Annotated in this window: 19 protein-coding genes and 1 pseudogene; 6 read left to right on the forward strand and 14 right to left on the reverse strand. The window is 31.2% G+C overall.

Annotated features, from left to right (window positions below; genetic code table 11):
- Positions 1-394: 394 nt before the first annotated feature.
- Positions 395-4,525 (reverse strand): two-component regulator propeller domain-containing protein, encoded by a 4,131-nt coding sequence (locus ACHRWY_RS13035; protein ID WP_395355156.1) that lies wholly within the window; start codon positions 4,523-4,525, stop codon positions 395-397.
- 175 nt (positions 4,526-4,700) lie between these two features.
- The gene (locus ACHRWY_RS13040; protein WP_395355157.1) at positions 4,701-6,185 is read right to left on the reverse strand and encodes an MFS transporter; all 1,485 of its coding nucleotides are present in this window, start codon (positions 6,183-6,185) and stop codon (positions 4,701-4,703) included.
- A gap of 924 nt (positions 6,186-7,109) precedes the next feature.
- On the opposite strand from ACHRWY_RS13040, the gene ACHRWY_RS13045 reads away from it, so the two are divergent.
- Positions 7,110-8,351 carry a glycosyl hydrolase family 8 gene (locus ACHRWY_RS13045; RefSeq protein WP_395355159.1) on the forward strand — a complete coding sequence of 414 codons (1,242 nt, stop codon included), beginning with the start codon at positions 7,110-7,112 and terminating at the stop codon, positions 8,349-8,351.
- A 10-nt stretch (positions 8,352-8,361) separates the two neighbouring features.
- Positions 8,362-8,565, forward strand: a pseudogene (locus tag ACHRWY_RS13050) (IS1 family transposase); the annotation flags it as partial.
- Between the two features lie 293 nt (positions 8,566-8,858).
- Here the strand turns inward: ACHRWY_RS13050 and ACHRWY_RS13055 are convergent.
- The 7 genes from ACHRWY_RS13055 to ACHRWY_RS13085 all read right to left on the reverse strand — a co-directional run bounded on the left by ACHRWY_RS13055 (position 8,859) and on the right by ACHRWY_RS13085 (position 17,051).
- Complete coding sequence (locus ACHRWY_RS13055; RefSeq protein WP_395355161.1) at positions 8,859-9,515, reverse strand: hypothetical protein; 657 nt, start codon at positions 9,513-9,515, stop codon at positions 8,859-8,861.
- Positions 9,516-9,682: 167 nt separating this feature from the next.
- A complete protein-coding gene (locus ACHRWY_RS13060) occupies positions 9,683-10,462 on the reverse strand; it encodes a hypothetical protein (RefSeq protein ID WP_395355163.1) in 780 nt (259 codons plus the stop codon).
- A gap of 277 nt (positions 10,463-10,739) precedes the next feature.
- A complete protein-coding gene (locus ACHRWY_RS13065; RefSeq protein WP_395355164.1) occupies positions 10,740-11,612 on the reverse strand; it encodes a hypothetical protein in 873 nt (290 codons plus the stop codon).
- Positions 11,613-11,695: 83 nt separating this feature from the next.
- On the reverse strand, positions 11,696-12,760 hold the full coding sequence (locus ACHRWY_RS13070; protein ID WP_395355165.1) for a DNA adenine methylase: 1,065 nt from the start codon (positions 12,758-12,760) through the stop codon (positions 11,696-11,698).
- A complete protein-coding gene (locus tag ACHRWY_RS13075) occupies positions 12,751-14,433 on the reverse strand; it encodes a hypothetical protein (RefSeq protein ID WP_395355167.1) in 1,683 nt (560 codons plus the stop codon). The genes ACHRWY_RS13070 and ACHRWY_RS13075 overlap by 10 nt, the downstream gene beginning before the upstream one ends.
- Before the next feature lie 3 nt (positions 14,434-14,436).
- Positions 14,437-15,963 carry a hypothetical protein gene (locus ACHRWY_RS13080; protein WP_395355169.1) on the reverse strand — a complete coding sequence of 509 codons (1,527 nt, stop codon included), beginning with the start codon at positions 15,961-15,963 and terminating at the stop codon, positions 14,437-14,439.
- The gene (locus ACHRWY_RS13085; RefSeq protein ID WP_395355172.1) at positions 15,963-17,051 is read right to left on the reverse strand and encodes a hypothetical protein; all 1,089 of its coding nucleotides are present in this window, start codon (positions 17,049-17,051) and stop codon (positions 15,963-15,965) included. Before ACHRWY_RS13085 ends, ACHRWY_RS13080 begins: the two co-directional genes overlap by 1 nt.
- An 808-nt stretch (positions 17,052-17,859) precedes the next feature.
- Here ACHRWY_RS13085 and ACHRWY_RS13090 point away from each other — a divergent pair.
- From ACHRWY_RS13090 to ACHRWY_RS13100, 3 genes are all read left to right on the forward strand, one after another.
- On the forward strand, positions 17,860-18,471 hold the full coding sequence (locus tag ACHRWY_RS13090; protein WP_395355173.1) for a hypothetical protein: 612 nt from the start codon (positions 17,860-17,862) through the stop codon (positions 18,469-18,471).
- Between the two features lie 121 nt (positions 18,472-18,592).
- Positions 18,593-19,270, forward strand: coding sequence for a DUF6904 family protein (locus ACHRWY_RS13095; protein WP_395355175.1), 678 nt, complete (start codon positions 18,593-18,595; stop codon positions 19,268-19,270).
- Between the two features lie 112 nt (positions 19,271-19,382).
- Positions 19,383-19,817, forward strand: a complete 435-nt coding sequence (locus tag ACHRWY_RS13100; RefSeq protein WP_395355177.1) for a DUF5713 family protein — start codon at positions 19,383-19,385, stop codon at positions 19,815-19,817.
- Positions 19,818-19,922: 105 nt separating this feature from the next.
- Here ACHRWY_RS13100 and ACHRWY_RS13105 read toward each other — a convergent pair whose 3' ends face one another.
- Positions 19,923-20,330 (reverse strand): helix-turn-helix domain-containing protein, encoded by a 408-nt coding sequence (locus tag ACHRWY_RS13105; RefSeq protein ID WP_395355178.1) that lies wholly within the window; start codon positions 20,328-20,330, stop codon positions 19,923-19,925.
- A gap of 236 nt (positions 20,331-20,566) precedes the next feature.
- Between ACHRWY_RS13105 and ACHRWY_RS13110 the strand changes: the two genes are divergently transcribed.
- Positions 20,567-21,583 carry a recombinase zinc beta ribbon domain-containing protein gene (locus ACHRWY_RS13110; RefSeq protein ID WP_395355370.1) on the forward strand — a complete coding sequence of 339 codons (1,017 nt, stop codon included), beginning with the start codon at positions 20,567-20,569 and terminating at the stop codon, positions 21,581-21,583.
- A 49-nt stretch (positions 21,584-21,632) separates the two neighbouring features.
- On the opposite strand, the gene ACHRWY_RS13115 is transcribed toward ACHRWY_RS13110, so the two are convergent.
- The 4 genes from ACHRWY_RS13115 to ACHRWY_RS13130 all read right to left on the reverse strand — a co-directional run bounded on the left by ACHRWY_RS13115 (position 21,633) and on the right by ACHRWY_RS13130 (position 26,781).
- On the reverse strand, positions 21,633-22,559 hold the full coding sequence (locus tag ACHRWY_RS13115) for a glycoside hydrolase (protein ID WP_395355180.1): 927 nt from the start codon (positions 22,557-22,559) through the stop codon (positions 21,633-21,635).
- Between the two features lie 56 nt (positions 22,560-22,615).
- The gene (locus ACHRWY_RS13120) at positions 22,616-24,007 is read right to left on the reverse strand and encodes an endo-1,4-beta-xylanase (protein WP_395355182.1); all 1,392 of its coding nucleotides are present in this window, start codon (positions 24,005-24,007) and stop codon (positions 22,616-22,618) included.
- 138 nt (positions 24,008-24,145) lie between these two features.
- Positions 24,146-25,249, reverse strand: a complete 1,104-nt coding sequence (locus ACHRWY_RS13125) for a hypothetical protein (protein WP_395355184.1) — start codon at positions 25,247-25,249, stop codon at positions 24,146-24,148.
- Positions 25,250-25,257: 8 nt separating this feature from the next.
- A complete protein-coding gene (locus ACHRWY_RS13130; protein WP_395355185.1) occupies positions 25,258-26,781 on the reverse strand; it encodes a RagB/SusD family nutrient uptake outer membrane protein in 1,524 nt (507 codons plus the stop codon).
- Positions 26,782-26,822: the final 41 nt, after the last annotated feature.

The raw sequence follows: 26,822 nt of genomic DNA on the forward strand, positions 1-26,822 counted from the left end.
TGATTGTATTACGTCAAAAGTATAATGTTAACATAAAATTCACATACTAAATATGATGCAAAAAGTATAAAATTTGTAGCATAAAGTTTATAATAATGGGGTATTCGGTGTTTTTGTATTAATTTTAAATTAATAAGTGAAAAAATATATTAATATTTTTTAGATATAATTTTTTTATTATTTGTAAAAATTAAAGACTATTTATGTGTATTAATGATTTATTAAATGATTAAAAGAAGTTAATTCAATGCAAAAAATCAGATTAATGGTTTGTTGTAAATTACTTATGCTATTCATCTGGCAAACTCAAAAATTTTGAACTATAGAGGCAATTGAGTTATTTATAAAGCAAAAAAAAGACGGTATAAACCGTCTTTTATCTTCTTTTAAAATTTTACTGTTTGTTGTTATGAGTAGGGAGGTATCCGTATTTTTCTTTATAACATTTTGTGAAATAAGAAGGAGAACTAAAACCTACCTTAAAACTAATCTCGGTTATGGTGTCGTTACCGAGTTCTATTAATTCTTTTGCTTTTTCTAAACGTACATTACGGATAAATTCATTTACAGTTACTCCTGTTAGTGTTTTAATTTTTCGATACAACTGGCTTCTGCTCAAAAACACTTTCGAGGCCAAAACTTCGACACTTAATTCCGGTTTACTAATGTTTTCATGAATGTAATTCAGGATGTTTTTTATGAATTCATTATCTAAAGTGGTTGTTTTTTCTTTTGCTTTTGGAGTAATTCCGTTATAAAATTTATTAAACATAATTTGCCTGCTGTTAATGAGCTGTACTAAACTGGATCTTAAAATATCCATATCAAAGGGTTTGCTCAAATACAGGTCTGCGCCAGAGTCAATTCCTTCTAATTTATCTTTAATTAATGCTTTTGCAGATAACATCATTAGAGGAATATGGCTCGTTTTTAAATCGGCTTTAATATTTTTACACAATTCTAAACCGTTCATAACCGGCATAATTACATCTGTTAATATTAAATCAGGTAGTTTTTGCAAAGCTAACTCTAAACCAATCTGACCGTTTTCTGCTGTTATGACTTTATATTCTTTTTTGAGTTCATTTTTTAAATAATTTCGCAGTTCGACATTGTCTTCAACTATCAAAATGGTATGAACCCGATCTTGTTTCTCCTGATTATCTGGTGATACTGTTACTTTTTCCTCAATAGGTGTAAAGTTTATTTTTTTCTCCTTTTTAAATTCTTCAGGTACTATTTCGTTTTCATTAAAAAAATCCTTTCCAATAGGGAATAATAGCTTAAAAGTAGTGCCTGCGCCCAGTTCACTTTCTACTTCGATTATTCCTTTATGCAGTTCTACAAATCCACGAACAACTTCCAGTCCTATTCCTGTACTTCCGTAATAAGTTTTATTTAAATTATTTACCTGATAGAAACGGTCAAAGATTCGCTTAATATCTTTTTTATCTAATCCGGTGCCTGTGTCTTCAATAATAACCTTAAAGTAAGCATTAATGCTGGAGGAATTTATTAACGGAAAATGTCTTAATTCTTCGTTAAACACTATTTTGATCTTTATTATTCCGTTATCAGGTGTAACTTTAAAAGCATTGGAAATAAGATTAAAAATGATTTTTTCGAACATTTTGGGATCGATCCAATCTTTTAGTACTACTTTGTCAGAGTCAAAAACAAGTTTAATTCCGCGACTTAATGCTTCTTCGTCAAAATAACTCACAATTTCTTTTGTAAAATCAATTACGTCAATTAGCTGTAATTGAAGGGTCATTTTATTAAACTGCAGTTGATTAAAATCCATTAACTCATTGATTAATCGTGAAAGCCTTTCGGAACTTTTTTGAATGGTCTGCAGTTTATTTAATACAGTGTCTGGTAAATCAGGGCTATTATTTTTAATTATATCTGCTAATGGATTTAAAATTAAAGTTAGCGGGGTTCTGAACTCATGTGAGATATTGGTGAAAAATTGTAATTTTTTATTATTTAACTTTTCAATTTGAATGGCCTTTTGTTTTTCAAATTGTATAATTTGTTTTTGTTTAAAACGATTTTGATAGTATTGATTGCCAAAATGAACTGCAGCCAATAGGAGTAGGGCATAAAAGAGATAGGCAAAAGAAGTTTTCCACCAAGGGGGTAAAACTTCTATTTTTAGTTCTAATGGCGGGCTCCAGACTCCGTTTTTTTCGGCTGCTTTAACCTTGAAAACATAGTGTCCCGGGGTTAAGTTCGTGTAAGTTGCCGAGTGTTTATTACCAACATAATTCCACGAATCCTCGAAACCTTCCAGATAATAAGCAAATTCATTTCTGGCCGGAAGAGAATAATTAATGGCAATAAAATCAATTGTAAATACAGACTGATCGTGTTTGAGTATTATTTTTTTTGTTTCGGATATTACTTTTATTAAAGGTGAGTTCTCTTCAAGCGGTCCTACGGATTTATTAAAAATTTTCAGATCACTTAAGTAAATAGGAAGCTGTTTTTTACTTGTAACTAAATTTGCAGGATTAAGATAGTTTAAACCCTCATAGCTTCCAAAATAGAGCACTCCGTTTTCATCTTTAAGGACAGCATTATTATTGAAGTCATTTCCCGGTAAGCCATCATACGTGGAATAATTTATGGCAGTCTTGTTTTTTAAATTTAGTTTTGTTATACCCTTCTTTCCGCTTAACCAGATGTCGTTATCATTAGATTCTACAATCGACGAAATTGATTTTTCACGAAGCCCTTCAAAATTGATATACCACTTGAGGTAATCTGTTTTTTTATTATAGCTGAATAATCCGGCGCCATCAGTACCAATCCAGATTTCTTTGTTTTTGGACTCATATAAAGTGTTAATGGTATGTGTGCTTTTGTGATTTTTAAACTTTTCAGACATTTTATCCCGAAAAGAAGTGACTGAAAAAGAAACATAATCATTTGTTTTGACCTGATATAAACCCGTTGTTGAACCAACCCAGACTGCATCATCTGAATCTGCCATTACCTTTCTAATGTCTAAGTTTGTCAATCCGTTTGTATAAAACGGTTTAGAATCGCAATGGTGAAATTTACCGTCTGATGGAGTATAATAATGCAGCCCTTTTGAAAAGGTTCCTATCCAGATTACACCTCGGGAATCTTCAGCAATACTCATAATATTGTCTGAGGTTAAATCAGGAGTGTTTTTTGTGCTGTAATTAATAAAGTTTTTGCTTCCTTTCTTTAGAAGAAAAATCCCTTCATTCCAGCTTGATAGCCAGATATTCTGCTTTTTATCAATAAAAACATTTGTGATATTATCGTTGGTTAATCCGGAATAAAAGCTGCTATTTGATTTTGTAATATGTTTAAAGCTTTTGTTCTCAGGGTTATAAATATCGACACCGCCGCCTTCCATAGAAATCCATAACTGGTCTTGCTGATCTTTTGCAACACTGGTAACACAATTGGTTTGTAAGGATTGTGGATTTCCGGGCAAACTTTCGATTACGCTTACCTTACTGTCTATTTTATCAAAAATACCTAAACCTTTGTTGTAGTAACCCAGCCAAATTCTATTTTCTTTATCTAAAAATAAAGACCAGACAGAATTAGAACTTAAACTACGAATATTGAATTTGTTATTTACATACTTTTTTTGAACAACCCCTTGATCGTTGACTACAATTAAACCATCATTTTCTGTAGCACAGAGAATCGTTTTAGCATCTGTTGCCAAGATCGACATGATTCTTTTTTTTGTAATAGGATAAGAAACAGCCTGTTTTGTTTTAGAATATAAATCTACTTTCAGAAGACCTTTAAATCCATTACCAATCCATAAGTTTTGGGCACTGTCAAAAAACATAGAGATGATAGTTCCTGAGAGTAATTCATTGTCTTTGTCAATGTTTACTTTTTTAATCTCATTTTTTATGGGATCTACTACTTTTAAACCAAAGTTAGTGCCCAGATAAAGAGTTCCTTTTTTGTCTTTTACCAAGCAGTTAATGAGGTAATTTGTGGTATTAGCAACATCTGGTTTTATTTTGGTAATTTCTCTGGACTTTATATTGAGCCTGAGCAAACCACTATTAAATGTTCCTAAATAAAGATTTCCATTGTTGTCCTCGATAATACTTTTGACGGAAATGACCGTTTCCTTTTTGATTTTTTTTTGAATATCAATACTTTCAAAAGTATTTAAATTTCTATTGTATAGGCATAATCCTTCGTCAGTCCCTACCCACAACCGGTTGTGTTTGTCGACGTAAGCAGCATAAATCAGATTGCTATTAATAGAATTGCGAAGCCTTGAATTTTGCTCGTATGCTTCATAATTTATACCATCATATTTATATAAACCGGCACCATTTGTCCCATACCATATTACGCCAAACTGATCCTGTGTAATGGTATAAATGCCGCTCTTTGAAGTCTCATTATTTGGTAAACGAAATTGATAGTTTTCAAATGTATTTTGAGAAAACATATTATTTATGATAAAAAATAAGATGGCGCAGACTCTAAAATATTTTTTTTGGGACATTATAAAATGATTAGTAAATTAAAATTAAATATATAATATTAAATCCAAAACCAATTATTTGTTTTTCAAAACAATATATAATAGTGGTTATTTTGAGCTTTAAAAAAAGGTATTGCATTTTTTTTACTCGCAGAGAGAGCTATTATAAAGCTGGTTTTATGCTGTATCTTCTAATTTAATCTTCTGTTTTTTTGTCATTAGCTCTTCTTTCATTTAAATCTTTTTCAATCTGAATTTCTAATTTTTTATCTATTACATAAAAAAGCAAAAGAACTGCACTTATAATAAATATAAAGCCGGGATAGATACTTATAGAAAGTTTGATTCCTTCAACTGCGGCTGGTACCTGATTGACCTCTTCGGCTACGTAACCATATTTAGACAGAAAAGCAGCGCCTAATGCACCACCAATACTGATCCCTATTTTTAATCCGAAAAGCATTGCTGAAAAAACCATTGCAGTTGCTCTTCGATTGTTTTTCCATTCACTATAATCGGCTACATCGGCCATCATTGCCCACAATAGCGGAATCGTGATTCCGTAAATGAACCCATGTAACAACTGGGTTATAAAAACCAATGCAATAGCTGTTCTGCTGTAGAAATTAAAAACGAGCAAACTAAGAGCAGATAAGAAAATAAAAATGATGTAGATATTTCTTTTACCAAAGGAATCAGCAAGCGATTTTGAAGATACAATTCCAAAAATCATGAAAATAATTCCTCCGGCATTAAAGAGGCTAAATGCCGAAGTGGGAACGTCTTTTGGCCACTGAAAATCTACAAGTCCCATTGCGGTTAATGAATTATTAAGTCCATTAACGAGTGACGTAAAACCAATATCATTCAAAAAATCAGTTTGAGCAGCAGGATCCAGATAATATTTAAAATAGAAAACATACATTCCGCCTTTTAACGATAAGGTTATAAATACCAGAATGGTAACCAGTAACATAACCAGCCACGGTCCGTTTTTACATAAATCAATAAAATCCTGTTTAACTGAAGATTCCTGATTCTTTGCAGGTATAATTCTTTCTCTGGTAGTAAAAAAAGTAATGAGCAGGCAAATCACCCCAACAACAGCAAACAGTATCATCGTATTTTTAAAACCAACTGCTTTATTGCCATGTCCAAAAATTAGGACCAATGGTAATAAAAGCGACTGAATTATAAATTGGGCTATCATAACAGCTACAAAACGATAGGAGGAAAGGCTGTTTCGTTCTTTCATGTCGCCTGTCAATACACCGCTCAAGGCCACATAAGGCAAATTATTGGCGGAGTAAATCAGTACCAAAAAAAAGTACGTCAGTAAGGTATATATGATCTTGCCGTTTGCTCCAAAATCAGGAGTTAAAAAAGAGAGGACAGAAGCAATTCCAAAAGGTAAGGCAGTCCATAATATCCAGGGTCTGAATTTTCCCCAGCGTGTCTGAGTACGATCAGCAATAACTCCCATAATGATATTAAAAAAAGCACCAATAAAGCCACCTACAAAAATAATTATACTAGCGGTTCCGGCGGGTATTTTATAAACATCGGTATAAAAGAAAGCCAAAAAAGTCAGCAGAGTCTGAAAAATCAAATTTGCTGCAAAATCACCTAAACCGTAGCCTATTTTTTCCAGCACAGAAAGCTTTTGCGATGTTTTACTCATAATGTATACGGGTTTTTTGTTCTTTTTTTACTTACTGTGTTACTTTAAAAAAAATATTTAAAACTGATTGTCTATCAGAAAAACGAAACCTTTCATTTGTGTTTCGTTGCTAATAAATCAGGAGAGTAAAAATAGTTTGAAATCTCAAAAGGGATTATCATTTTTGAAGCCTTTAATAGTTCATTTGAAGCATTATTTAGTTTTAGTAAATCTATTATATAAATTGCTGTTTTAGTTTATCATCATGAAAAAAACTTAAAAATCTCCGTTGTTATTGTTGTTTTTCTATTGATTTGTAGTTGTTTACTGTTTTTTGGAAATGTATTACAAAGGAGAATAGTAAACGAAATAAGTCTCACTCTTTCCTGGTTTGGATACATTCTGAAAAAATTAAAATCCTGATTATCTAAAAAGGATTTGGAAAATAAAAGTGCCTGTAAATAATGGAATGATTTTTTAAGAAGCTGCTATTTTAAAAAATTATTGTAATCGGTAAATGGAATAAAAGGCAACCAGTTGCATTTTTCTTTATGGTTTATTTTTCAGCTGAATGAGTCTGTTTTAGTTATAAGGATCAGTTTTTAGCTCATTAATAAATTGATTTTAGTTTTGTTTTTAATCTTAAAAAGTGAAATAATGATTTTTATTTCGATTTTTTTTGACAAATTGTTTTAAAAATTAAAAAACAACCGATTGTTTTTTAGTTGTTTTTTATATATTTGTTCTAAGTATTTATCAAGCGAACCTCATCAAATTTGAATTGATTTTCCTCACTCACTTTTAGCGATGACAAAGACAGTGTTTGCAGATTTGTAAAAACGCAAGACAATTTAATAAAGTTTAAAATTAAAGTTATTAAAAAATTAAAACATGATTATAAATAATTTCATAGGTGAACCGCTGGTTAAAACCCGAATTTTAATAATGATTTTTATCTTAATTATTCCAGTTTTTGTCATGAGTCAAAATAAAAAGAAAATAGAAAAATCAGAACTCACAAGACCTCAATACCGGAATCTTTTTGCAGCAGCGGGCTACAGCCAAATTGAAATAGACAAAAAGTTATCCAAAGCCTATTATGATGTTTTTGAAGGACCAAATCGGGTATATTTTGAAGAAGGTGATTCGTTAGGATATGTTTCTGATCTAAAAAATAAAGATGCCCGCACCGAAGGAATGTCTTACGGAATGATGGTTGCGGTTCAGTTCAATAAAAAAGAAGTTTTTGATCGTCTCTGGCGATGGTCGGTAAAATATATGCAGCACCAAAGTGGGCCACGAGAAGGTTATTTTGCATGGAGCGTGAATCCGCAAACCAAGAAACAAAATTCTCCCGGTTCTGCCTCAGACGGAGAATTGTATTATGTAACCAGTCTGCTTTTTGCATCGAATAAATGGGGAAATGAGACAGGAATAAATTACTACAAAGAGGCCAGAAAAATATTGGATGCCATGTGGAAAAAAGATGGTACTGATAATGTGCATAATATCATAAATATAGCACATAAGCAGATATCCTTTGTGCCGGAAGGCGGTGGATATAACTGGACAGATCCGTCTTATCATGTTCCTGCATTTTATGAAATATGGGCATTGTATGCCAAAGACGGGCATGAGCAGTTTTATAAAGAATGTGCCGATATTTCACGTGATTTTCTGCACAAAGCCTGTCATCCTGTAACAGGACTGACTTCAGATTATACGGAGTTTAACGGCGAACCGCATCCAACGCCCTGGATGCCTCCTGCATTTCGTTATGATTCCTGGCGCGTTCCTATGAATATAGCAATGGATTATACCTGGTACGGAAAAGATAAAAAATGGCAGGAAGATTATGCTAAGCGATTTCAAAATTTCCTTAGATCTAAGGGATTAGATACTTATGAAGATCAATTTAATCTGGATGGTTCTACTCCTGATTTTATTCTTCAGGCTGGTCCGGTCAAGAAGCTCAGACACTCGATAGGTTTAGTAGCAACAGCGGCTACTGCATCATTAGTGAATCAGGATAAAGAAAGTATCGATTTTGTCCATGCTGTCTGGAATGCCAAACTCGAACCCTATGAAGATGGTTATTTTGACCCTTACTACGATGGGCTGATGTATCTTTTTAGTCTGATGCACCTTAGCGGAAAATATCAAATTATAGTTCCGGAAGAAAAATAACTTTTAAAGAAAAAAGATATTCACTGACAGATTAAAAAACTACAAGTATCTTATTGAGGAGAAATCACATTCCGTAAAACGCTTCGGTACAAATTATATTGAAAGGAAAAATTTGACACAGAACTCATCTTAAAGACTAAATCGAAGAACGATATGCTTTAGTAAAAGTTTGGTCGCTTTGATTGCCATTTTAAAGATTTATGTTTGGTTTTGAGTTTAGGAAATTAATTGTTTTGTAGGTTAACTTAACAGCACTCTAATCCATTTTCCCTGAAAATATGGGATTTTAAATTTTAAAGAAATAAAACAAAAATTATCGAATTACAAAAAAGCCTGATAAATAACGATTTATCAGGCTTTTGTAATTTACTAGTAGCCCTAACGGGACAATTCTCGAACCATTTTGTAGATGATTTAAATAAAATAAATATTAAGCAATATTAAATTTTTCTGTTCAAATCCTATAACGGTCTAAATTATTTATTGTAAACTTCGTTTTCACTTTTGTTAAGATATTTTATTAACATAATTTATCATAGTATTAAGTTCGTCCGCAATCAATTTTCGGGTTTGCTTTTCTTCATAATATACATGAAAGTGTTTATTAGTATGCTTAATTTTTAATAATTGAAAAAATTTTGAATCTCTAATTTGTTCTAAATATAAAATTTGATCTGATGTTAAGTATTCTTTATAACTGAGAATTTTATCGACTAAATTTTCAATGTTTTCTTTGTGTCCATTTATAAAATCTAGATTTGTCATAACTAATCCCATAATCGAATAATATGAGCTTTCTAAAACACTCTTATTTAGAATTAGTTTTTCAACATAGTTACTGCTAATTTTTTTTAGTTCTATTTTTTTTTCATTCGATTCGAATGTCTGAACGAATGATGTGACAAGAGCGTTCAAATATTCAATTTTTGAATTAATCGCTGGTTTTAGCTTTTTCTTCGTTTGAATATAAGGAAGATATGATATAAAAAAATAAAAAATTAATCCAGCAACATAACTGTATGAAAGGTTTAAAACTACATTATTAATTTTCTCAGAATTATTTGAACTTCCAATTTCTCCAATGATTCCGAGTCCAACAGAAAAAATAATGTATAATGAAAGAACTGTTACGAGTAATAGAAAAAAAATAATTAATCTTTTCATTTGTTTTTTTTAAAGGGGGTTTTGACAAATTGCACAAAACGTTCTTGTACTAAATTAAGCCCATTCTTTGGATTTACCAAATCATCCCAGATACAAAACCAACTTTCCATTAAGCCTATTGACCAAATCCGTTCTAGTAGCTGTTAATAGCTGGCTTTTGCTTCAGTTCATTTATGTCTTAAATCACCATCATGAACTCTGTGTGTACCCATATTTAACGGAATATTATTAGAGGTTGCGTAAGCTATTAATTCAGTAAATTTTGCAATAGTATTTCTAACGGCTTCTTGTGTCCCTTTTTTTCCAGCAAAAACAGGAAGTTCGATTGGAATTCCTTCGGGATTTCTACTGTATTCGATTGAAAAATCTTCTCGGTCTTCTTCTGGAATTCTTGCCATATCACAGATCTCGTCAAATGAACTAGATATTCCAATTATATCTTCAATTTCACTACCTTTTAATGTTGAACGTAAAACAATTTCTGATTGAAAGTCTTGAAAATTAAATAATGCTTTAGCTTCAGATGATTTACGCTCTTTAAAATTTTCGGATGAAGCTATAAATTCTTTATTTTCCCATAAGGAATTAATGTTGACAACTATTTCGTCTTTTTTTGGTTTGTGCTTAAAAACCATCGCAAACTTTGTACTTGGTTTTACATAACCTTTAAAATCTCGTACATAACTTTCATCAGTAGTCCAACTAGCAATTCCTTCAAATAAATTATTATTAAGCAGAATTGGAACAATTTCTCCTTCGATTATAAATCTTTTTCTATAACAAGGTAGATTATAAGTTTTAAATTCTTCGGGAAGTTTTTCACATTGTTCTACTAGAATATCTGCAATTTCTCTTCTTCTTTCTTGATTTTCACTCCAACCATTTTGCCAATTTGACAAAGCAGTTAAAAACTCGTCTGTAAAAATTTCTGAATATTTTTTGGACATATGATTTTTTTTAAAGATTGATACTAACTTTCTCGGGCTACAAGCAGTTTGGGAATAGATTAAGCCCATTATTCGGATTCCAAATACAAAACCAATTTCAAATTAAACCTAATGCCCCAATTGCTTGTAGCGTGTGTTGGTGGCAGTTTTTATTTCGCCCGTTTTGATTCTATCTTATTTCCATTCTGTAATAAAAACAAATTTGAAATTTCTCCTTTTTCGTTCTTTTTAAACTGAATTTGTTCGAAAATTAGTGTAAATAAAAAATAAGATGAATTTAAAAATTGTTACAAGTTTCGTCAATAGATATTGGTTTAATGAAAATTTTTAAAATCAAGTCTGAAGATAAAACTAATTTTGAATTATAATCTGCATCACTTATTAAATCGGAAAAGTCATTACTATTCCTTTTTAATAAGTCTAAAATCCATCCAATAATAACCTCCTCATCATACAAAAAGAAAGTAAATTCAAATTTTTTTAATTGTTCTACTTTCGATAGGTTTTCACTACTCCGATATTCGAATTCTGCACGATCAATCCAATTATTATTAAACGATAAGAATATTAATCCGTCATCATTGTAATAAAAAACTGGAACTTTATTTTGCTTTATAATGATCTTATTAAATTCATTATGTTGCAAATATTTTTCAATTTCTAATTTTTCGCTATTAAGTTTTAATAGATTAACCCAATTTGGATAAAATTTTTGAGTTAGTTTTGAATTAAATACAACTTCAATCCATTCATCAATATAATCATACGAAAGAGAATTATTAATACAGTATTTTTTAGGAAGTGATTTAATTTCTGAAAAAAGATTTTCTAACTTCTTGTTTTCTTTTTTTTTCAAAATATCTTCAATAAACTCTGTAAGCAATTTGGCTACAATTTTATCTTCTTTTTTATCTCCTTCGGCAAACTGGAATGTAAAATTAGAATGTATTAAAAATCTAGCAAGGTCGTAAATATTTTTTTTGAAATAATATGAAGAAGCCTCGAAATGTGTATAAAATCCAGAATATGAATCATAACTTTGGAGAATATCTTCAAAGCCAAAATTATCTCTTTTTTCATTAGAGTAAAATAGTCGAGCGAATTCCTGTTCCCTCTTTTTCCATATGTGAATTGTTATACTATAGCTCATAGTGTATAGATGCTTTTATAGAAATAATAAAGAGATAGTACTTAATTTCGATTTCGCAAGATTTGGTTTTTAGCGAAATAATTTTAATTTTCAAGTGTATTTGTACCAATTATTAAAAATTCACGATTACTGCCGTTGTCTTTATTTAGGGCATATCCATATTGTCCAAGATCAATTGTATGTATTTTCATTCCAGGCTTACAATCTTTCATTAAATTAACCAAGTCCTCAATTGATGGAAAGCCATTATTTCGGTAAGATAAAACAATAACTGAATTAGAATGTATTAATAAAAGTTGCTTCAAATCACTCACAAAATTATTAATATTTTCAAATTCAATACTTTTACCAATTTGAATTTCATTATTTTTTTTAGAAAAATTAATATTTTCAAATATCTCATCATACCATGCAAGCCCTTCTAAAAAATGATATTTAGAGTGATAGGAAGTGTTTGTTCCACTTTTTTTTAAGTATGGCGGATCTATATATACTAAATCTGCGGTAACTGGACAATTTAGGGCAGGATAGTTAAAGGCTAAATTATTTTTATTATTTTCAAAAGTAACGTTATTTAATTCATCAATAAATCTAATAAATAATTCTTCAAAACTTCTTTCCCAAGTTTTTTTATTACCAAAATTGCCACTAGTGAAATTCTGGCGCATGGATAGATTATTTCTGTGAAATAGATTGTAAGGACGCTTTATGATACAAGATTGAAAAAGTAAATAAAAAGCACTAAGTTTTTTATTTTCAGAGCTTAAATCTTGAATGTTTTGAACAAATATATCTATCGTTTGATTTTCCTGTTTAGTAAAATAGATCTCATCAAAATGAGTTTCAATAGTGGAACGATAAATTTTATTAGCTTTCGGTTTTAATAATGCTACCGCTTCTTCGTAAGTTAATTCATTTTTATTCTCTTGAATTAATAATTTTCCAATTAGATAATTAAATTTGAAAATATCATTGTAATAAACTGTTTTTTCCTTTTTTTTTGCGAAGTAAGAAAAAACAGCACTCCCGCCAAAAACATCTAATACAGATTCAAAATCTATTTCAAGTTTTTCTATTTCTTCCCAAATTTGGTTAATTAGTTTTCTTTTAGAACCATAATATCTTGTAATTGGTAATTTTATTGGCATTTTTCTTTTATAAGCTTATCTAGTTTATCGTATTCAGGCTCGGCAATACAAAGCAAAGATAGCCCTTTTATCTCTTGCAGAGGTACTGCAAATTTGTAAGGTAAAGTGTTGAGGCCTTCCCTCTTAGTATTATATTCATCGTCAACCTCCAAATCAATAAAATGTTTATAGTGTTTTTCCAAGTTCTCACTATAGGATCCGACAATAATAAACTCTATATCAATACTTTCATTAATGAATTTTCTTAAGACTTTGTAAATGTTCGTGGACTTTACCAAATATTGCTCAATATATAATTGAGTAAGTTTGGTCTTTGCTTCCATAAAAATTAGCTTTTTTTCAGTTTTAATAAAAAAATCAACCTCATATTCCTGCTCTGTTGAAATGTCAATTTTGAAATTGCTTATGAAATCAAATTGATTTGAATGTAAAATATCCTCTATAATATCTTCGTAGTACTTTCTAATAAAATAAAAAGCAACATCAGGGCGAAGAGTTTTTACCACTGCTTTTTTTTGTTGTGTACTTGCTAAATGTGGTTTATGTTGAATATAGTTTTCATTATCTTGCTCTATCCAATGTAATAAATTATAATTTGAATCTAATTTTTCGGTAGAATAAATTCCTAATGCTAATTGTTTTTCTTCAGATTTAGATATAAAGAAGCTTGAACTGTTATATGGATTTAAATTTTGAACTAAAGCAACTTCTTCGAAAAAAACTTCAAAATCTGGGTGAATGAGAGCTAAGTTATCATCTGAAATATATAGGTTGTACACCAAATACGATAGTAATTTGTTTAATTCAGAGTTTTTGTTTTGTTTCTTAAATTCTTCTATTAAAGGACTTGTACTAGCAATGACCGCATTTTTTTTGTTAAAAACATTTAAAAACAAACTGAAAATTAATTCTGATAAATTTTCTTGTTTTATATATTTTTCGATTTGAATCGATTTTGCAGGAATTAAATAATCATCAACAGAATATCCCAAAAGGCTACCTGTTGTAGAATCATTTATACTGTAAAAGATGGGGTTTTCTTTAATATCAATTCCGTAATTATGAGATAAATAGGAGCGGTTAATCCAAAATCTATTTTCATCAATTTGCTCACTTTTTATTTTATCATCCGCTAAGATAGTGATAGGGAAAATAAATGGAGTTTTTTGTTGTCCATTCTTTGCAGTACTTACAGACTTGTTATATAATATTGTATTATCAAAAAGAGAAACACTTGATAAACATTTTTTTATTAAATCAATATCTATGTTATCAATCAAATCATTATCAATATCAAGCTTTTTGATATATGAAATTAATGTACTGTTTAAACTTTTTGCGTCACCTTTGAAAAAGACATTTTTTTCTAATTTATCTAAAAATAATATATTAGATGATTCAATGATTTCTAAACCAGCTGTAAAGATGTCAAAATCAAAAATATTGTCATTATAGAATTCACCAATAATCGAGAATAATTCCTTTTCATTTTCTAAAGAAGACTTTCGATAACCGCATTTGGCAATAAATGCTTCGGAAAATAAATCAGAGTAGTTGAATTCTGGAATAGTTTGTTGACCTATATCGTTAGCAATACTACAAATAGGTTTTACAACTTGTTGTAATTTTGACTTAAATGAAAAACTAAAAATTTCACTATGATTTAGAAACATAATTTATAATTTTAGATTAGAATAATTTGATATAACATCATTTATGATGTTTTGCTTATCAAAATGTTCTTTAAACATTACCAACAAAACAAATAATTCTTGGGGTTTGTAATCAATTATTTCAATCTTACCGTTAGTGTGAATACTAAAATTATCTAAATAACTATTAGTTAGTTCTAAGTCAATCGGTGCAAAAAATACAATATTGTAATCTGTATAATCTTCTAAAATTGTATTTATTCTTTCGATTTCATCTTCAAGTTCAAGAACTTCTGAATTAAAAATAAATAAATTAATAGTTGATAAATCTTCATCAATATAAATTCGCTCCTGTCGTTTCAAAACATTACTGATATCTCTACCTTTTAAAGATTCTAAGTAATAATCTAGAGGGTCAAAAAACTTTTGATGCAATCTTTTAAAGCTATCTTCTATTGCTAATCTTTTTTCGGTTTGTAAATACAGTTCAGTGAGCTTGTTATTACCTAAAAGGGTATCAAGAGACAGCTGTACTTCTTTGATGTTTAAAAGTTGGACAATTTCTTTTATAATACTTCTATTGTCTTTAAGTGTTTTGTTATTTACTTTATTATAAATTTCAATATATCTTTCTTTTTGATTGCTTTCAAAGAGTTCGTCTAGATAACCTATTAATTCTACATAATCAGCTTTTTCTTCAATAGCTTTAAGTGAAATAATGTCTTTTTCGATTCTTGTAAACAGGGCTTGATTGGCAAGGTTTATTGCTTGACCTCCAGTGGTGTCAGTTATACTCGTTATTATATAGTGACCATGAATTTTGTTTGCAAGATCAATTATCTCTCTGTAGGAGGTTAAAAAGTGACTAAATCTAATCTTCGATTTTTCAACAATTTTTTCGATTTCATCTACACAGAAAATTAAATATTTTTTCTGCGTCGAAAGAATATTTAGAAGTACAACTAATACTTCTCGCCTGTTAAAAGCTTGTAATTGTGGAATTGAGTATTTAGTGAAATAATTTCTGGTATATATCCTACCAGTTCCCATAAATATTAATTCTTTTATTTGTTGAGGATCCATTTCTGGATCGAACAGTTTTTGCACATAATCTTTTATTTCTGCAAAATTTTCTGCAAAATTATACGCGAGGTCATTAATATTGATATCACTTCGTATATCAACAATTGTTTGTGTAAGAAAATCTAAATAATTATTTTCGATGTGAGTTAAAAAAATTAGACCTAAATCAGTCCTATCTTTATCAGCTCTAGTATAAATCACATCTACAGAATCATTATCCTTAAAAAATAATCTTAAATATTTTAAAAGATTAGTTTTTCCATTTCCATACAAGGCAATCAATACGTTGGTTTGTAGTCTTTTACCGTCGATGTGCTTTAGTTTGTCACCAATTTGTTTTTTGGCATCATTTTGATCGACTATAAAAAAAGGAAGTTCTGGAACTTTCCCGTCAGAAATATCTCTTTTAAATGTAATTAAGTTTTCAGTAGGAACTGGTAACTTTTCCCATAAATTAGTGAAATCCATTATTTTTTAATTTTAATTTTTAGTACTGGAATTTTATTTACATAAAATCGTTGTCGTCTGTCTACAGAATTAACTATGTTGCTGAAGAAAATCTTTGAATTGCGTTTTTCCTCTTCATAAAACTGATTTAAAAAGATTTGAAAATTTTCAAAAGAAATATGTAAATGCAATTTTAAATCATGCAGATTAACAAAACCTAAATCTTCCGTTTGGTTTTTAACAAATTTATCATATTCTACTACAAAAAGCTTTTTTAATTTTAGATATTTTAAGTTTTTTTTAAAAGTAGTATTTTCAAAGTTTTTTATGTTTTCTAAAATCTCTTCATACCATTTAAAGAAATTTTCATCGCTCTTAATAATGTTGAGATACTTAGTACGTAATTTTTTATTCTTATTAAGAACATCCAATGTGTCTATCCAGTATGATCGTACTGTATTATAATTTTCAAGACTAGGTGTTGTAAAGTTAAAATGACTTATGCTATAGAATTTTTCCATGAAAAGGTATTGGTATTCAGTTGCATCTCTTAGGTCATATTTAATTTGTATATTCTCAAAACTGCAGTGTGTAATAAATATTAGAAAATCGCATTCTAGAACACGTTCAAAATAAAACTCCTTTTCTTTAGTTGACAATGAAAATTTTGAACCAGTTTTTATTTCTAGTAAATTTTTACCATTCGTAGTTAGATTGTTTTTTTCATCTATAAGTTTGAATTTATCTTTTGCAAGATTTACAAAATATGATGACGCTTTATAAACAGAGTAGATTTGTTTTTCTATTCCTACCCTTTTTTTATTCTGTAAAATTGAAGTAATGTTTTGGCTTAAATCAGACTTGCTTACACTTTGAATATAAGTGAAAATTGCGTCAATCGCACCTTTACTTGGAATTCCATGATATTCATCCGGAACATATGTAGAATATGTTTTATGGAGTTTTTTTACTAAATAATAAAAAAATTCTAAATTAATCATGGAGCTTTTTATATCATCCTGACTGACCAAAAATTCACAAACCCACCTTGTGCATTTTAACGGTTTATTTAATGGTCTATGAAGACTGTGTATAAATGGAATTTCCATTAACTTTTTTTTTGTTTTTCCAAATGTACAATATTTAATTTTTTTGTTTTAATGTAAAAATACTATTGCTAATTTAATTCATAATTGTACTTGATTTCAATCTTCCATACTATATAATTTGGTAATCTATCTTTTGTTTTTAAGCATCATTTTGTATTTCATTTTTTAACTCTTTTCTTTAAGCATCTCCACCGCCGAGTTCCGAGGCAATAGGTGGCAAGATATCGGTTGTGATACAACCGGACATCTTGCCGATTGCAGGAACGTGGCAATCTTGAAGATTTTTAAAAGTCTGAAACTAAATTAAAATGAAGTTTTGAGAAATCCTATCATGAGTATATTTTACTCATGATAGCTGTAGATTGCTATATTAAACTAATATTTTAAAAAAGAAAAAGGGAAAAAAGAAAGCAATCTTTAATTGGACAGTCAGACAGTTGAAGTGCTATAAGTCCCGAAGGGCATTTTTTGAGGAACGAAGAAAAATGTTATGCGCACTTCTCTGGCTGTGTCCAATACCTTGCTTTGCTTTTTTTCTTTCTAAACATTTTTATCGGTGGGTGGGTATTAGGATTTTTAATAACTGTCTGAAATATAATTTACTGTAGAGCATAATTTTGATGTCATAGAAAACAATTTTGATTTTATGGGAAACCGTAAGGTTTATCTCTTTTTTTTATGTAGTATTGTGGTTAAACACTACTTTGTACCTCGTGAACATCTCATAGACATTCGATGTAAATTACCTATAAGATGTTGGGAGATAAAGACAGTTAACTTAGATAATAAAGCATAATTAACGGGAAAAATGAAAACGTTTTTAATAATATTAGGACTGATAATTTTAGTAATTGCAATTTTTGGTCTTTACAGACTTGTAACGGTAAAACGACAAAATAGGAAACTAAATGCAGAACGATTTGAAAGAGTAAAAGAACTTTACGAAAAACTTGAAAGCGGACAAAACTTAACGGAAAAAGATGTTTTACCGTTTGCTCAAAATGTTTTGACACGAGAGTCATCATACCAACTTTTAAGAGACCAAAATAAGACTGATATCTTTCCGAAAGAATATAATACGATTGTAAAAGGTGCAGAAAGTAATCTTGCAAATTGGCTAGAATTTCCAACGGAACTTAATGCTTGCCCTGATGAAATAGAACATTTGAAAAGGGTGACTTATGACTTTGACGGACAAAATAATTTTGTCCATTATGAAGTTTTCAAATGCAGAGTTAATGAGCCACATTGGGCAGCAAAAGACGGTTGGTTTTTAGGAGTTGTAGGACCATATTTTGACGACAGTAAACCATACGACTTTCCTCATACAACATTTAGTAGAATAAATAGCACATTGAATAAAATAACAGCAGACGAAGAAGCAAAATGGGTTCATGAAAATATATCATTGAGACGATAAACAAGAAATCTTGTTCACCAAAATCGGTTTTGCGATAGTAGGCGGACATTTAGTGGAAATATTAAAAATTTACCAACGCAAAAGTCCAAGTCTATAACAACATTTTAAAGAGAACAGAATAATGATATATATAATTCCGACAAGAGGAGGTTTAGGAGTTGAAATTTGGGGGACATCTGAAGATTTAAATAATTTTTATGAAATTATCAGCAAGTTTTGGAATGATGAAAACAAATTAAACAAAAAAGGATTTAAGAATAGAGATGATTTAATTAGTGGGTTTTCTTATGAAATTCGTAAGGCAAAGGACGGAGATAGATTAAAACGAGACAACAGCCATTTTTCATTTACTCAACAAACTCATTATGGTGCTCAAATATCTTGGGTTCATTTTTTATTTTCACTGGTTTCATTGAAATTTAACATGAGATATAGTGAAACTAATAAACTTGATATTTCACAAATTCTTTTAATTGAATTTTGGCTCGAAAAAGCAATGAAGGATTATGATGAAATTGGAGCTAAGAATTTAATTGGTTTTATAGAAGATGGGCTTTATGGAGGTAATGATTATATATATCAATTTATGAGAAGCATTAACCTTGATTTCTTTCTTTTAGGAGGTGGAAAGCGAGCTTTCAGAAAACTGCCTGATTTACTAAAAAGAGGTGTGTTTTATACAGAGGAATATAAAAGTTATCTAACGTTTTTAGAAACAGACGCTAAGAAGCTAAACTGTGAAATATCTGAACTTGAAATAAATGATGATGATTTTGACTATGAAAATTTGAAATGGTAGAATGATGACTTATTATTGTTATAAATGATCTATGGAGTTAGATCAATTAACTTGCTAAGCCTTATTTTCGCTTAGCCGAAAAATTTATCCCAATCTTTTAATTTTTTGAAATATGAAAAACATTATAATTTTATTAGTCTCTTTGGTTTCTATAAGTTGTATAAATAAAAATCATTCTTCAGAGGAGAAGGTTATTGCTGTTAAACAAAATAATCTGAAAAATGAGAAGATTAGAAATTACAGGATTTTAGAAGAAATGTACAACGATTCTTATTTCCCTTCACAATCTGTTGACAAGGTCAAAGATGTTTTATTAGAATTTTGTTTCAATATTGAGAAAAGCAATCCTAAGAATCTTGAACAACTATATGAATTATCCCATAATGCTACTGGAAAAATTAATAGCCTGCAAGAAGATTTCTATCGAAATGGTAGCGAAATTGAAACAGGGGCTAGAGAAGCAATCGCGATGGATTTCGATTTTATTTGCAAATCATACGGTTTCAAGGCAGATGTCGAAGAGCTTATTTCAAATAGGGATTGGTAAAGTTAGTATTAACTTGCTTTACAATTGGCAATAAACTTTTAGCATAGTATACAAAAAGAGACTGTAAAGTCTCTTTTTTTGAATTAATATATCCTTTATAAAAGCTTATTTAGCTTTTAGTAATTTTTCCAAGTATTCAATTTTGTCTTGTTCAGATTTCAATAATCTTTCGTAAAGTTTCTTATTTTCATCTACAGATTCCATTAATTTATCCAGTGGGTTAAAAGTGCATTGGCTATTTAATGACGAATTATCGTTAAAATTATTAAAGCTGTTGAAGTAATTAATTACGCCTTCATCAGAAAAATTTTTAATTGCTTCCACACTTATTCCTAGGGCTTTTGCCACTTCTTTTAATTTTTCATCATCTATTTCTTCAGTATTTTCTAATATTGAAACAGTCTGCTGGTTTGTTCCCATAGCCTGTGCCAACGCTTCCTGCTTCATGTCTTTCAGTTCACGGATACGGCTGATTTTACGCCCCATGTGGTTTTGTTTTGTTAATGTACTCATAGCTCAAAGATAATAATTAAGAATAAAAATGCGCGATTCATGTATGATACAAAAAATCCCATGTACGGTACCAGTAATTGCTTACTTGCCTGTGTGTTAAACAAAAATACAATTTTTCAGACAAGTATTAACTTAAATGATTAAAATTATGAAAGCAATTCAAAACACCGCATCCGATTTAATTTATCGAGTTATTTCGCAGAACATCGATCCGCAATCCTCTTTACTGTGGAAAGATAGAAGTCCCTAAATATAAGGATGAGGAACGCACTTTAGTGAGAGGACAGCATGAAGCATTAATCTCGGAATCACTTTTTTACAAAGTTCAGGATGTGCTTGACGGGAGATCCCGTAAATATCTTCCAAAAGCTCTTTCAGGCAAGCCTTTTCCGCTGAGAGGTTTTTTCATCTGTCCCGACTGCGGGAAAATATTGACTGGAAGCATATCTAAAGGACGACATAAATATTATCCTTATTACCACTGCAGTGCAGGATGCAGATATAGAATAAATTCTGAAACGGCCAATGAGATATTTATACAGAACCTGAAAAAGTATGTGCCGATTCCTGAAATCAAAAACATTTATGCCAATGTAATAGGCGACTGTTATAAAGAACAGATTAAGGATGTCTTGGAAGAGAAAAATAAAATCATAAGCCAGATCAAGGATTATGAAACCAGAATCTCAAATGCGAGAGATCTTCTTGCAACAAAACAGAGAGATGCTTCGGACTACCGAGAGATGAAGTCAGATTATGGAGAGATGGTAAGAAGGCTCGAACTTAAATTATCTGGCATTGATGATGAGAATAAAGATATCGAAGAGCTTTTAAAAACTGGAGTTGAGAATCTGATGAAGCTTAACGAATATTATGAAAACGGCAACTGGATTGAATCGAGAGATTTATTAGGTTCGATTTTTCCTGAGAATTTTACGATCTCAGAAAACGGGTTTCGAACCGCTAGAGTTAATGAAGTAGTGCATCTCATCTACAGTATTAACAGGCTGATAGGGCTAAATAAAAAAGGGACAAAGAAGAAAATTTCTTCTTTGTCCCAATTAGTAGCGGGAACAGGACTCGAACCTATCAGAAGGAATAAAATAATTAAGACAAAACAGGATTCTAACTTTAAGCTTGAAGCCTTTATGTTTCCTGCATTTTTATTTTTTTTCTACCTGGTGTGTCATGATTTTGCCACGAAATTAAAAAACTTCAATATTGATTTAACTTGTTTGAAACAGACGCTGTAGTTTTTTAACGAAATAATTAATTTAAAGTAAAAACCAACTATAGTATAAATTAGATTGGTCTTTTGTAAACCGTTACATCATCTACCCACATCATTACAGTCGAAAACAAATTGATTTTATTAGGGTCTATAAAATTGGAATCTTTTGATCCAACATTTAGATTAAATATAATCGAGTGTGGCCCGAAATTATTTAAGTTAAGATTCCCTGCACTACTATTGGTATATGTTGAAACGGTTACATTATCCACCTTTATGGTTACCGTTACGACATTGTCTTTCATTTTCCAAAAAGATTCATATAAATGCCATCCGCCATTTCCGTTTATATCAAAATTACCCGGATAGTTTCTCTCTGCAGAATTTCCTATAAGGTTTGCTCCGCTGGAAGTTCCATAAAAAAGATTTGAAGTAAAACGACTTGAATTCGGGGCAAATGAATAACCTTCCATGATATCAATCTCTCCTTTGGTTGGCCAGCCATTTTGCTGCACAGACCAAAAGGCAGGCCAGGCACCGTAAGTTTGCGTGAAAGATTTGTAAGTACCGCCATCCATCGCTACTAATTTAATATTGGCAGAAAGCATATACTCGGTATTATTTTCAGGCTTATATTGATAATTAGAAGAAATGAATCCGGATTGATATTTGTACGTGCTCAATTTTGTAGTCTTGATTTCCAAACATTGTTTTCCGTCTCTCCATTGTGTCGTTGGTACTGAACTATAATAATCACAATACCAGGAATTATAATCTGCTCGTTGTTCTTTTGTCCATTGTGACAGGCTTGAACCGACATCAAAAGTATCTTCAAATTGTTTGACCCATGGCGCACTGGCTACTTTGCTTGTACTGGTTTTTGTACTCGCATTTGCAGATTGGTCTTGTGCTGTTGGGGTTACGTCATCTGCGCAGGAAGCAAATCCTAAACTTAATACACATGTCACTGTTAATGCTAATAAATTTAATTTTTTCATAATTTAATTTTTTGGTTTATTAATAGTTGAAGTAAAGTATTATAGTTTTAAAAAATTTAATCTAAGCCTTCCAGAAAGCCAGTATGAGCGCTTTTAATTGCAAAATTCGAATCGTACAATAAAGGCCAGTCATTTCCTGGGTGATTGAGTTCTGTACTAAACGGAATCCAGGATTCATTATCCTTCATTCCCCAAACGGTTAGGGCATATTTATTTGCTGCCGGAAGTGCATTATAGATTTTCACGATCTCTTTGTATTTTTCTTTTTGAGCCAATCTTCTTTCATTTGTAAAAGTTGAGATGTCATTCGATTGATTTACTTGTATGTCTAATTCTGAAACATGAATTTTCAGCCCTTTTGCCACAGCTTTATTAAGATCGGTTTCTATTTGAGCTTTTGTTGGGCTTAAATAGTTATTATGCATTTGAAAACCAATCCCATCTATAAGTTTACTTGTTTTTAAATCATCTACAATGCTAAAAACTTTATCTTGTTTAGGGATATTAGTGGAGGTTGCATAATCATTATAAAACAACAATAAAGAGTTGTCACCAGCTGCGATTGCTGCATCTCGTGCCCATTGAAAACAATCTTTTACATAGCTGGCACCCATTCGTTGAAGAAAAATTGTATTTCTCATGGCACCGCCATTGTCATCTACTGCTTCATTAACGACATCCCATGATTTTACTTTTCCTGCATAATGGGTCACCACATCCGTAATGTATTTTTTTACTTCTGCTTTAAATGCAGCATCGGTACCGGAAAAATCTTTTAACCATTGTGGCACTGAATTATGCCAAACCAAGGCATGACCGTGAACGTTGATACCATTAGAATTTCCGTAAGCGACAATTTTGTCAGCTACAGTCCAGTTGTAAACGCCACTTGCGGTGGAAATTTGATCCATTTTCATTTCGTATTCGGCAGAAATACTGCTGAATTCATTTTTTAAAATAATATCATAAGGACTTCCAGTAGTTAATTGTGAAGCTTTTATTGCCATACCCACAAAAAATGGATGTGCCAATTTATTTGCTTTTACTTTTAAAAATGTAGGATCTTCAGGAATGTTGCTCGAACCGGTGGTCACAACACTAATAACATTGGAGTAACCCGAAGTCTCTGTTGTGTTTTTTGCCCGAACCCGGTAATAATATTGTGTACCTCCCGTTAAACCTATGACAACTTCGTTTAAATCAGTAACTTCTTTTGCATTGTAATTTGGGACAAATGTGGCAAAATTCTCGTTTGTCGAAACATCCAAAAGATAGCTTTTTGCATGGGAAACGTAATTCCATTTTGCTCTAAAACCTGTATCGTTCACGTCTTTTGGAGCGTTTGCAACAGGTGTTTCTAAAGTATTAGCTGCTATATTGTCTTCTTTTGAACAAGAATTCAAAAAAAAGACGATACTAGTCAGCATTAGTAAAAATTTAATTTTCATATTGTATTTTATTATAGAATATCCTTTTGTGATTTTGAATACTCTTATTTATAGTTGCTGTTTTTTAGTGGTAAAAGAGGCTGTTTTTGATCACAACCTCTTTTCTTGAGCTTAAAGATTAAAACACGAAACCATTACTTATTGGTAGCGGATTTTAATATTATCAAATTTTATTACGCTAGGATTTGGCGTATCTCCCTGAGCAATTCCAACCTTAATTTCATTGATTTTAGAAGGATCTAATGTTGCCGCTGTATTGGAACCAAAACCGTAATTATCTTTAAAATCAGATAACAATATCGTTTTTGTAGTCCAGTTTACATCCGTTATTTTAAAATTATAGCCATAATTTACACCATCAATAGTATTTAACTGAATCGCAAACTGGGCACCCACAACATTCGCACTTACATCAATATCTATATATGTTTTTGAAGCATCATTATTTGAAGCGCTTAGGAAACTAGCTCCACCGCCGGCGCTGCTTCCATTATAACCGTTGGCTGTAGAACCCGCCCATGCTAATGCTGCATAATTGCCTGTTGCACCGCCTGTAGTATTAGCGTTAAAACTATCGATATCACCATAGGCACTCCAATCACGTCTGCTGCCGTTTCCATCAAAATCAGACACAAGAATTACGGTGGCAAAATTGATTGTTTTTTTTGCAGAACCTCCCGGAGTAGTAACGACAAGCTCTGATCCGGAAACCGCATCTGAAGGTAAACCGATAATAATGGAAGTAGATGATTTTAGCGTATAACTCAGTTTTTTTCCGCCTAAAGTGATCGAAGAAACATTATAAAACCAGGTTCCTTCAATTTCTAGTGGGAATCCCGGAGTTGCAACAGCCGGAATTGTTTTTGTAATAGTAGGAACAGGTTGTAAAATTTCTATGTTTTTGGTTACTGATCCATTTCCGGTTATGAATGTAATGGGCTGTACGCCAAATTTGCTTCCTAGTTTTTCATCGAAGGGAATAGTAAAAATAAACGCTTTATCTGAATTATAGTTTGGATTGAAACTAATGTCAATTTTATTGTCCAGCGTAATTTTTTTTAATCCTTTTAAGCCTTCGCCTTCAACTCTGACTTTATTCAATGGAAAAGCCTGATTCAACAGATCTCCGGGCTCAGCAACCATTGCATCTATACTTGCAGCAGTCGCATCGTCATTTTGGCAGGATGTAAAAGAAACCAATGCCAGAAGAATTATAATGCTATATGTTATTTTCTTAATCATAGTAAAAGTTAGTTAAAGTTAAAAGGAACCGGTGGCTCTAATAATGATGGGTTTGTATCAATGGCAGATTGCGGTAATGGCAATTCAAAATAGTTACTTCCCGGAGTGATCTTAACAGAAACCAATTCGGTTCTGGCATCATTAGAATAAAAACCAACTTCCTGCTGTGAAATAATGGCTGTCGCTTCTGCCAGACCTCGGCGTTTTAAATCAAAAAAATATTGGCCTTCAAGTGCAAATTCGATTCTTCTTTCGTTAAATAAATCATTTCTTGTAAGTACTGTTTTGGCTGGTAATCCGGCTCTGGCTCTCACTTCATTAAAAGAACTTAAAGCAGCTGCCGAAGTTGTGGAACCAGCTCCTGCTAAAAGCGCTTCAGAGTTCATTAGTAAAACATCAGAATATCTTAGTATAATCGTGTTTTGTGACGTTCTCATAAAAAACACATCATTTCTCTCGGCAGCAGAACCTACAATATATTTTCTGAAATTAGCCGCAGTTGATGAGTATATTTTTTTATATCTAAAACCACCTTGATTTTTTAATAACTCAGGATAAAAGTCACCATCGGTCATGATTGTGCTCTTTTTTCTGGTGTCATTTGGCTCAAAGCCATTTTGCAATGAAATAGAAGGCAAGTAAACTCCCCAACCGTCACCACCGCCAGTAATTCCTGTACCTCCGGGAACTATATAGGCTTGATTTGTATTTTGCGTTCCCCATTCTGTAGCAACTGCTTTCCATTGCAGAGCAAACATACTTTCGGCACTATTATTATTCTCCGGACTGCTAAATAAGTTTCCGTAATCGGGAATCAAAGTGTATTGATTTCCGATAATTTTCTGGGTTAATGCAGCACATTCTCCATATTCGTTTAAAGTTAAATGTACTTTTGCAAGAATTCCCATTGCGGCGAATTTGGTAACATATCCTTTTTTTACTGAAGTGGCAGGCAAATTTTCAATGGCATATTCTAAATCTTGTTTTATGAATTTGTAAATATCAGTAACAAGATTTCTTTTTGGCTGTGCCGCCGTTCCTGCTTTGTTAATAATAGGCACAGCTCCAAAAGTCCTCACCAAATAGAAATAGGCATTGGCTCTCATAAATCTTGAAATTGCAATAGCATTTTTATAAGACGCTTCAGGTAATTCGCTTTTTCGGTCTTCGACCAAACTCATTAAATTATTGGATTGATCGATAACTGAAAATAAAGAAACATATCCTTCTGTCAGGATTGGGTTTTGAGAGGTGACCTGAGCATCTTTAAATTGTGCATATGCACCATCAAATGTAAAAGCGTTTCCGGCATACATATCTCCAACGGCAATCAGGAATTTATCATTAAAAGTAAACCAGGGTTTAAAATATAGACTCTCAGCGATTCCGTCAAAAGCGGTAACTCCTTCCGGTAAATCGCCCGGTGTTAACTGATTTTCAGATGGTGCATCCAAAAAATCATCAGAACAGGAAAACAAAGACAGCAATGGTATTAGCATTCCCATCATAAAAAGTTTAAAAAGTTTTTTCATGACTATTATTTTTTATTTTAATGACTATAAATCATTAAGTT

The sequence above is a fragment of the Flavobacterium sp. FlaQc-48 genome (assembly GCF_044007335.1).
Taxonomy (GTDB): domain Bacteria; phylum Bacteroidota; class Bacteroidia; order Flavobacteriales; family Flavobacteriaceae; genus Flavobacterium.

Coding starts and splice junctions, on each gene's coding strand:
- ACHRWY_RS13080 (WP_395355169.1), bottom strand. CDS start 15,963: ATGGATTTCACTAATTTATGGGAAAAGTTACCAGTTCCTACTGAAAAC.
- ACHRWY_RS13055 (WP_395355161.1), bottom strand. CDS start 9,515: ATGAAAAGATTAATTATTTTTTTTCTATTACTCGTAACAGTTCTTTCA.
- ACHRWY_RS13115 (WP_395355180.1), bottom strand. CDS start 22,559: ATGAAAAAATTAAATTTATTAGCATTAACAGTGACATGTGTATTAAGT.
- ACHRWY_RS13045 (WP_395355159.1), top strand. CDS start 7,110: ATGATTTTTATCTTAATTATTCCAGTTTTTGTCATGAGTCAAAATAAA.
- ACHRWY_RS13085 (WP_395355172.1), bottom strand. CDS start 17,051: ATGGAAATTCCATTTATACACAGTCTTCATAGACCATTAAATAAACCG.
- ACHRWY_RS13105 (WP_395355178.1), bottom strand. CDS start 20,330: ATGAGTACATTAACAAAACAAAACCACATGGGGCGTAAAATCAGCCGT.
- ACHRWY_RS13130 (WP_395355185.1), bottom strand. CDS start 26,781: ATGAAAAAACTTTTTAAACTTTTTATGATGGGAATGCTAATACCATTG.
- ACHRWY_RS13125 (WP_395355184.1), bottom strand. CDS start 25,249: ATGATTAAGAAAATAACATATAGCATTATAATTCTTCTGGCATTGGTT.
- ACHRWY_RS13075 (WP_395355167.1), bottom strand. CDS start 14,433: ATGTTTCTAAATCATAGTGAAATTTTTAGTTTTTCATTTAAGTCAAAA.
- ACHRWY_RS13070 (WP_395355165.1), bottom strand. CDS start 12,760: ATGCCAATAAAATTACCAATTACAAGATATTATGGTTCTAAAAGAAAA.
- ACHRWY_RS13100 (WP_395355177.1), top strand. CDS start 19,383: ATGAAAAACATTATAATTTTATTAGTCTCTTTGGTTTCTATAAGTTGT.
- ACHRWY_RS13060 (WP_395355163.1), bottom strand. CDS start 10,462: ATGTCCAAAAAATATTCAGAAATTTTTACAGACGAGTTTTTAACTGCT.
- ACHRWY_RS13040 (WP_395355157.1), bottom strand. CDS start 6,185: ATGAGTAAAACATCGCAAAAGCTTTCTGTGCTGGAAAAAATAGGCTAC.
- ACHRWY_RS13090 (WP_395355173.1), top strand. CDS start 17,860: ATGAAAACGTTTTTAATAATATTAGGACTGATAATTTTAGTAATTGCA.
- ACHRWY_RS13095 (WP_395355175.1), top strand. CDS start 18,593: ATGATATATATAATTCCGACAAGAGGAGGTTTAGGAGTTGAAATTTGG.
- ACHRWY_RS13035 (WP_395355156.1), bottom strand. CDS start 4,525: ATGTCCCAAAAAAAATATTTTAGAGTCTGCGCCATCTTATTTTTTATC.
- ACHRWY_RS13065 (WP_395355164.1), bottom strand. CDS start 11,612: ATGAGCTATAGTATAACAATTCACATATGGAAAAAGAGGGAACAGGAA.
- ACHRWY_RS13120 (WP_395355182.1), bottom strand. CDS start 24,007: ATGAAAATTAAATTTTTACTAATGCTGACTAGTATCGTCTTTTTTTTG.